Below are 3826 nucleotides of genomic sequence, written 5' to 3'. Positions count from 1 at the left end.
TCGGTACATAAAACACAGAGGGAATTTTCGCCCAGAAGCGTTTCCAGTTTAGCTAACATATTACCACCTTTCATCGGATCGGAGGAAGGGGAAGCCATCCTCTGAGCCGCATAAATAAATTTTGACGAGTCGATTAAAATGCCTGATACTGAACTTTTTTACATTATATCAGATATCAGCTGCATTTTTTGGTCGAGTGCTTATTCTTTTCAAAAGATGTTCATGACAGAATAGTGAAAATAAAAATAACAAGGAGTATAATCAAATAACAGATAGAAAAATGCGGAAATTAAATAATATTCTCTAAGTTGAAATGAATAAAGACAAGGATGTGGGCGAGATGTTTTATTATTGTGGACATTGCGGTTGGATTACCGGAAAGAAAATTTTCAAAGATAATGATAGGATCTGTGAGGTATGTTCTGAAGAATTAAAGGAAGTGCCACAAGAATACCTGACAGCCAGTGGTTTATTATTTATTTCACAGGATAAAAGAAAAGAATTCATAGAAACAGTGATTAAAACAGCACCGGAGTTTGACCCGAATTTATTTGAGCAGCATGAGCAAATTCTGAATGAAAAAAAGAGTAATCTAAAAGAACAAATTGAAATGGAAATATCGGCTAACCGGGAAAATCAAAAAGATGAGAAAATCTGTTGTCCGATATGTGGATCGAAAAAATTATTGAGAATCTCGAATGTGAAAAAAGTGGCAAAAGTATATGTTTTTGGTATTTTTGGTGTTGGTGATCTCGGAAGAACATGGAAATGTAGCCATTGTGGTGCAAAATTTTAATCATAAATTTGAGGGGGTAAAAAATGGGAATATTTGACAAAGTAGTGAGTGCTGCAAAAAACACCGGTTCCTCGATTGCAACTGCGGCAGTCAAAACGGGTTCATCGATCGGGGTAGCAGCACAGGATCAAAGCGAATTGGCTGGCTTGAAAATGCAGGTAAACATTATTGAACAAGAACTGGAAAAGGCCTATTCACAAGTTGGTCGCATTTATATTGAATACGTTATGAATTCCGGTGAAATGCCAGGGATTGATGTTAGTGACATCTTAAGAATGATCGATCCTAAAATGTCGAGAAAAATTGAGTTAGAAGAACAAATTATTGAGTGTCAAAAACGCGTTAAAGACAATAATTTGATGAAAGAAAAAGATCGGGCTGAGATAGCTTTCCGTTTCGAAAAGGATAAATTGGATAGAGCGTTGGCAATGGATGTGATATCACAGGATGATTACAATGTAAAACTTGCCATTGCCTATAAAAAGGTAGAAAATTTTGAAGAAATCAGAAAAATTGAAAAACTGTGCGATATGCGCATCATAACGGAAGTAGAAAAATTAGAAAAACTGAAGTTCTTAACTGAATAAGATAGCTGACTATTACAAGATGCAATACCTCATATGATACCAGCTATAATGGTATATAAGCGCATTTAAGTTTAGGCGTTATTAAAACCTATCAATGTCCATAAAAAATGACTGTTTCTTTTAGAAATAGTCATTTTTTTCAAATTGAAAGCCAAGTATTAAACCGACAACGCCACCAACGATATGCGTCAACTGTGAAACATTATCACTGATTACCAAGCCAGTATAGATTTCTTGACCTAAGTACAAACATGCAATCAGAATCAGCGTTAAAGGGATAAAGCCCTTTTTATAATTTGTGAACGAGCTCATCACAATCATCATAAAAGTGATACCGCTGGCTCCTAAAAGGGGGTTGTGGGGGAATAAGATAATCTGAATCAGGCCGGTCACAAAAGCGGTTATTAAGATCGCTATCAACATTTTTTTTGAACCGTATTTTTCTTCTAGCAGCGGTCCAAGCAATAAGATATATCCGAAATTACCAAAGAGGTGTTGGAAATCTGCATGACCTAAAATATGCGTAAAGATGCGAATATAGGCAAGTGGATCCATTAAAGAACTGCGATAAACACTAAAAAGCAGGTACGTGCTTTTATCATACGTAATTAAACTTAGAAATAGAACCAGTAAAGCCACCAATGCGAAGGTTAAGGTTACCGGGGCATTATAGTCAACTTTCTTAATCCATTTTTCCATTTATAAATACTCCTCTTACTCTATTGTAGATTTTAATTTTTTGTTTACGGAAAAGTAAATCGATACCATGTGGGTCAGGTCAGGAAAAATATTTAAGAAACTTGTTCTTGGGTTTGTCAAGATTCCAAAGCGCCTGCTTATAAATTATATGATGAAAACATAGAAAACATCAATAATTTATGCAATTAAATTATAAAAACTAATAAAATGATTAAAATTCAGGACAAACTAGTGAAATTTAGAGAAAACTAGTGAAAATTGATAGAAAAATTTGAGAAAAGATTTATCAAAATATTTTTACCTACAAAGCCCCGACAGACCAATTATGCGAGGTTTTGTTGAACGAAGCATTAAAATAGAACCCTATAAAGGGATGATTGCAAATATATAACAAATATGTTATAATTTAATCAGTGAAGGGGAAGAAATGTATGAAGTAATTTTTTATAAAGACTCAAAAGGTAATGAGCCGATCAGGGAATACCTCACCAGTTTAAAGACCAAAGCCAGTACCAGTAAGCAAGATCGTGTTAAATTTATAAAAATCACTACCTACATACGATCATTACAGGAATATGGCACAAGAGTCGGAAATCCCACCGTTAAACATATTGATGGTGATATCTGGGAACTCAGGCCGTTATCAGATCGGATATTTTTCTTTTACTGGCAAGATGATACTTTTGTTTTACTTCACTATTTCCATAAGAAGTCGCAAAAGACACCGCGAAAGGAAATTGATAAAGCAATCAATAATATGAATGATTTCAAAGAAAGGATGTGCCAGAAATGAGTATTAAAATCGGCAATGAAGAATTTACAGAATTCAATGATCTTTATAATGACTCTGATTTCTTGAGTGATTCAGAAAGGGCAGAAATTGAATTCGAGGTAGCACTCATCGGCAAACTGATCGAAGCCCGGGAGCAGTGTGGGATGTCACAAAAACAACTCGCTGATCTGACCGGATTAAAACAGCCGGCCATCGCACGTCTGGAGAATCTCAAAGCCATTCCCAAAATTGATACCCTGTTTAAGCTTCTTGACCCGCTGGGATATACATTGGCGATTGTCCCCAAAGAGAAAAGGATTGTGAAATAATGCCCCTTTCTAAAATCAGAAGGCGCTGGCTGATGAGTAAGCTGACCTTTTCCCTCAAAGGACACTATCAAGATTAAAAAAATAGCGACGTTTAAGCTCTAAAGCTTAGACGTCGCTATTTTTTTAAAGCAGAAAAACTTACAAATCACCCTGCTCAGCAGCTACCGGGCCATCCAGCAGCAGATAGGAGGTTAACTTAATCGCAAAGACAATATTGTCGGGATGATTAAGAATTTCGACCAGTTCCGGGTGTTTCCCGGCGAAAGCGGTCTTGATCGGGAGGACCTCAGCATCGGTCAGGGGCTTAAATAATCCGGCAAAGGTGACTGAGACGATGTTGGCTCCGGCGGCCGGGTGCTGGCGGCTATCGACCAGGATACTGACCCGGGGATTGGCCAGTAGATTCTTAAATTTCCGGGACTCCCGGGTGGAGACCAGATAAAGCGTGGCCAGGTCGTCACTCAGCAGATAGGTCATCAAGGAACAATAGGGGTTTCCCGCGGCTTCGGTACATAAAACACAGAGGGAATTTTCGCCCAGAAGCGTTTCCAGTTTAGCTAACATATTACCACCTTTCATCGGATCGGAGGAAGGGGAAGCCATCCTCTGAGCCGCATAAATAAATTTTGACGAGTCGATTAAA

Annotated in this window: 6 protein-coding genes; 4 read left to right on the top strand and 2 right to left on the bottom strand. The window is 37.5% G+C overall.

The genetic code is table 11. From position 1 onward, the window contains the following. Positions 1 to 340 precede the first annotated feature (340 nt). Both ACEW8F_RS03000 and ACEW8F_RS02995 read left to right on the top strand, forming a co-directional pair. Entirely contained in the window at positions 341 to 796 is a 456-nt protein-coding gene (locus ACEW8F_RS03000) for a hypothetical protein (protein ID WP_373481994.1), read from the top strand. A gap of 23 nt (positions 797 to 819) precedes the next feature. Further along, positions 820 to 1383, top strand: a complete 564-nt coding sequence (locus tag ACEW8F_RS02995) for a hypothetical protein (RefSeq protein ID WP_347412469.1) — start codon at positions 820 to 822, stop codon at positions 1381 to 1383. Between the two features lie 120 nt (positions 1384 to 1503). Here ACEW8F_RS02995 and ACEW8F_RS02990 read toward each other — a convergent pair whose 3' ends face one another. Continuing rightward, positions 1504 to 2082 carry a rhomboid family intramembrane serine protease gene (locus ACEW8F_RS02990; RefSeq protein ID WP_373481993.1) on the bottom strand — a complete coding sequence of 193 codons (579 nt, stop codon included), beginning with the start codon at positions 2080 to 2082 and terminating at the stop codon, positions 1504 to 1506. Positions 2083 to 2509: 427 nt separating this feature from the next. On the opposite strand from ACEW8F_RS02990, the gene ACEW8F_RS02985 reads away from it, so the two are divergent. Both ACEW8F_RS02985 and ACEW8F_RS02980 read left to right on the top strand, forming a co-directional pair. Further along, positions 2510 to 2875, top strand: coding sequence for a type II toxin-antitoxin system RelE/ParE family toxin (locus tag ACEW8F_RS02985; protein ID WP_373481992.1), 366 nt, complete (start codon positions 2510 to 2512; stop codon positions 2873 to 2875). After that, positions 2872 to 3183 carry a helix-turn-helix domain-containing protein gene (locus tag ACEW8F_RS02980; protein ID WP_373481991.1) on the top strand — a complete coding sequence of 104 codons (312 nt, stop codon included), beginning with the start codon at positions 2872 to 2874 and terminating at the stop codon, positions 3181 to 3183. Before ACEW8F_RS02985 ends, ACEW8F_RS02980 begins: the two co-directional genes overlap by 4 nt. 138 nt (positions 3184 to 3321) lie before the next feature. Here ACEW8F_RS02980 and ACEW8F_RS02975 read toward each other — a convergent pair. Then, on the bottom strand, positions 3322 to 3826 hold a 505-nt coding region (locus tag ACEW8F_RS02975; RefSeq protein WP_373481990.1), incomplete at its 5' end, for a pyridoxamine 5'-phosphate oxidase family protein.

Source organism: Acetobacterium sp., from assembly GCF_041752335.1.
Classification (GTDB): domain Bacteria; phylum Bacillota; class Clostridia; order Eubacteriales; family Eubacteriaceae; genus Acetobacterium.
Note: the sequence above shows the minus strand (reverse complement) of the source record. Positions and strands in the feature narration are given on the sequence as shown.